The following is a 3,498-nucleotide window of genomic DNA, read 5'->3' as shown; positions in this document are numbered from 1 at the left end:
ATGAAAGGGCTCGAGACGATTTCATTGGTAATCCGGTTTACTTCGTAATTAATAATTTCATTCGTTTCCTCCGAAGTAGACTTGCCTCCGGCACTATTGTTTCCTTGATATGTAGGTACATCTGTATTGCCTGTTCCTGGTACACCGCCATTGGCAGCCCCGTCTGATGTGGATGACTTATTATTCTTCTGCGTACTGATCGGGATTCCAAGCGTGTCAGTAGGATTCACAGGCGAGACCATCTTCTGCTGGCTAGACTTCTGATCGAAATTTAATGTAGACACAACGCTAACGACCACTTTATTAGGGCCGATCATGGTCGACAATAGGTGCATTACATTTTTCTGTAAATCGCTCTGAAACTGGTTCTTGATCTGGAACTGCTGTTGAATCTGGTTCGAAGTGTTGGCAATGGCACCATTCGTCTTCGAATATGGCATTAATTCGCCGTTCTGATTGGATATGGTTATATTCTCGTGCTTCAGCTTCGGAACCGTCTTAGCGACCAAGTTATACATCGTATCCACTTGAGCCTGTTCGAATCGGTAACCTTGCTGGATGCTAAGGACAACGGACGCAGTTGATTCCTGCTTCTCCGTAGTTAAGAATGCGGACTCTTTGGGAACCGTGATCAGCACCTTCGAGCTGCCCACACCATTAATCTGATTGAACATTTGCTGAATTTCGCCCTGCATCGCACTGATGAGTTTCACATTGAATTCATTGTCCGACATGCCGAACGTCTTATTTCCTCCGAAAGTGCCACTATAACCAAGCGAGCCGCTCTTGTTCAGCCCTTGCGACTCCACGTCCAGCTTGATTGACGCAGCCTGATTGGCCGGAACGCTAATGCTCTTCCCGTCTGGACTTAGCTGGTAGGGAACTTTCGCTCCGTCGAGATAGGTTTTTATTGACGCCGCATCATTCGGCTGCAAGTTAGAGAAAGCGGGAGCATACTCCGTTTTCGATAAATTTATGGAGGTCAAGATCAGAACTGCGATAAGAAAAACGATCGTACCAATAATCATATATTTTTGAACTTTACTTGCTTGTTTCCAATATTGAGTCAATCGCTCTTTATATTGGACAATCGATTCGTTCACCTTGTCACCCCGCCAAAGAACTTCTGCTACGATTTGTTAGTCGTCTATATTTGCGTTCTCATGATCTCTTGATACGCTTCAATCGCTTTGTTGCGAATCTGAACAGTCAGTTCCAAGCTGAGCGAAGCTCTCTCGGCGGCTATCGTAAGTTGATGAACATCCGACAATTCTCCAGTGACAAATTTATCATTCAATACATCGGTAACAGTCTGCTGGGCTTGAACCTGACCCAATGCATTGGTTAGAAACGAACTGAAGCTCTTCGTCACATCGACAGCTCCAAGTGTTCCCTCTTCCTTAGGCATTACCGGTGCAGCAGCCGGTTTGGCCAAAAATCCGATCTTCTCTATCATCTAATTTCCCTCCGTTATCTCCCGATTTCTAACGCTTTGCTAATCATTGCTTTGGTCGCATTCAATGCCGTGACATTCGCTTCATAGGAACGCGTGGCCGACATCATGTCTACCATTTCCTTCAGAATGTCCACGTTCGGAAGTTGTATATAGCCATTCTCATCCGCATCGGGGTGAGTAGGATTATATTCTTGCTTGAATGGAGCCGTATCTTCGAACACTCGTGATACCCGCACTCCCTCACCTGTCGCTTCGCGCATAGCATTGTGCAATTGTCCCGCGAACGGCGACTGCTGCTTCGTTTCCATCGTGATTACCTTACGTTGGTAGGGGRCCCACTTCCCACCGACGAGCTTACTTCGAGTTGTATCTGCATTCGAGATGTTCGAAGATATTACGTCCATGCGGAATCGCTGGGCGGTCAGTGCTGACGAGCTGATATCAAACCCATTCGTTAATCTCATCGTTAGCGCCCTCCGTTGATTGCTGTGCGATACAGCTTCAAATCATGATTAACCTGTTGAACCATCACGTTGTAGCGAAGCTGATTTTTCGCTAGCAGCGACATTTCGTAATCTACATCGACGTTGTTGTAGTTGTTGTTCATCAATGTTTTCTCATCGGTTACGACCTGTGGCTCAATGGATGTAGTCTTACGGCCTATAGGAATATGCTTGGAATCAGTTCGATAGCCCTCAATCGTTTGGGTCTTCAGTTCCTGCTCAAGCAAATCTTCGAACACTACATCAGACCTTTTGAAGTAAGGCGTATCGACATTTGCTGCGTTATTGGAAATGACCTTTTGTCGAAATGTAGAGGCGTCAATAGTGCGCTCCATCATCTGAAGACTTGGTTTATTCCACAAAACCATATGGATTTACCTACTTTCAATAGAAGAATAATATTAATGTATTCCACACGGCTACTATATTTCCTTCTTTCTACCCCAAATCTCAAGAAAATTTTACATAGAATTTTGTCTATTTTTGTAACCTATCAACCAGTATTAGTTTCTACAAATTTCGCCTTTCCTGCAATAAGGAAAAAGCCCTATCTTTCCGATGGGCTTCACACATATTACTACGAATATTAACTTTTTATGAATATTTTGGATGAAACTTCGCTTTGTTACACTTTCGCTTTCGATAAGCTTTGAATAAGCTGATCATTCAATATCTTAATATAGGTGCCTTTCATTCCAAGAGAACGAGTCTCAATGACACCTGCACTTTCCAACTTACGCAGGGCATTCACAATGACCGATCTCGTAATACCAACCCGATCGGCGATTTTACTAGCAACAAGCAGTCCTTCCTTATCCTTCAGTTCTTCTAGTATATGATCGACTGCTTCCATCTCACTGTACGACAACGAGCTTACCGCCACTTGAACGACAGCTTTGCTGCGAGCCTCCATCTCTACTTCCTCTGCACGCTCCCGCAAGATCTCCATACCTACGACTGTAGACCCATATTCGGACATAATCAGGTCGTCATCTATGAAGGGGTCCTCTGCACGGGTCAACACTAGCGTGCCCAAGCGGTCGCCGCCTCCGATAATAGGAATAATGGTGACCACCCTCTGCTCGAAGAAAGCATGAATCTTACCCGTGAATCGATGATAAGGGCTGTCATCGTCTAGGTTTGAGGAAGTTTCCTCGATTTTTTTCAATATGTTGTTATACTCCTCCGGTAAGCGTCTGTCCGAAGTTAGCATCGATCGAAGTTGATCCGACTCGAATTCATCGGCTATGGCGTATCCGAGTATTTTCCCTTTACGGCTTACTACGAATATATTGGCGCCGATCAGATCCCTCAGCACCTCTGACATTTCCATAAAACTAACCGCGTTTCCTGCTGCTTTCTGAAGCAGACGGTTCAACCTTCTTGTTTTCGCTAATAAACTCATGACCCTGCTCCTTTCTAAGTACTCCCCACAAAGTGAAGTTGAATCTTCGCAGAATATTCCTATTACTTTGCGGGGGGCCCCAATTGTTATAAGATATACTGGCTTAAATCTCGATTTTGGGCGATGTCTGCTAT

The 3,498-nt window shown here is 44.8% G+C and carries 5 protein-coding genes; all 5 read right to left on the bottom strand.

The window, feature by feature from the left end; translation table 11 throughout:
• A partial coding sequence (gene fliF, locus AC1DWB_RS32345; protein WP_477545205.1) for a flagellar basal-body MS-ring/collar protein FliF occupies positions 1 to 1,103 on the bottom strand: 1,103 nt, incomplete at its 3' end.
• Between the two features lie 44 nt (positions 1,104 to 1,147).
• Positions 1,148 to 1,456: a flagellar hook-basal body complex protein FliE gene (fliE, locus tag AC1DWB_RS32340; RefSeq protein WP_477545204.1), complete on the bottom strand. Its 309-nt coding sequence runs from the start codon at positions 1,454 to 1,456 to the stop codon at positions 1,148 to 1,150.
• A 14-nt stretch (positions 1,457 to 1,470) separates the two neighbouring features.
• A complete protein-coding gene (gene flgC / locus AC1DWB_RS32335; RefSeq protein ID WP_477545203.1) occupies positions 1,471 to 1,920 on the bottom strand; it encodes a flagellar basal body rod protein FlgC in 450 nt (149 codons plus the stop codon).
• Between the two features lie 2 nt (positions 1,921 to 1,922).
• Positions 1,923 to 2,327 (bottom strand): flagellar basal body rod protein FlgB, encoded by a 405-nt coding sequence (flgB, locus tag AC1DWB_RS32330; protein WP_477545202.1) that lies wholly within the window; start codon positions 2,325 to 2,327, stop codon positions 1,923 to 1,925.
• Between the two features lie 257 nt (positions 2,328 to 2,584).
• A complete protein-coding gene (gene codY, locus AC1DWB_RS32325) occupies positions 2,585 to 3,364 on the bottom strand; it encodes a GTP-sensing pleiotropic transcriptional regulator CodY (protein ID WP_477545201.1) in 780 nt (259 codons plus the stop codon).
• Positions 3,365 to 3,498: the final 134 nt, after the last annotated feature.

It is taken from the genome of Paenibacillus sp. P4_E11, from assembly GCF_056401635.1.
Note: the sequence above shows the minus strand (reverse complement) of the source record. Positions and strands in the feature narration are given on the sequence as shown.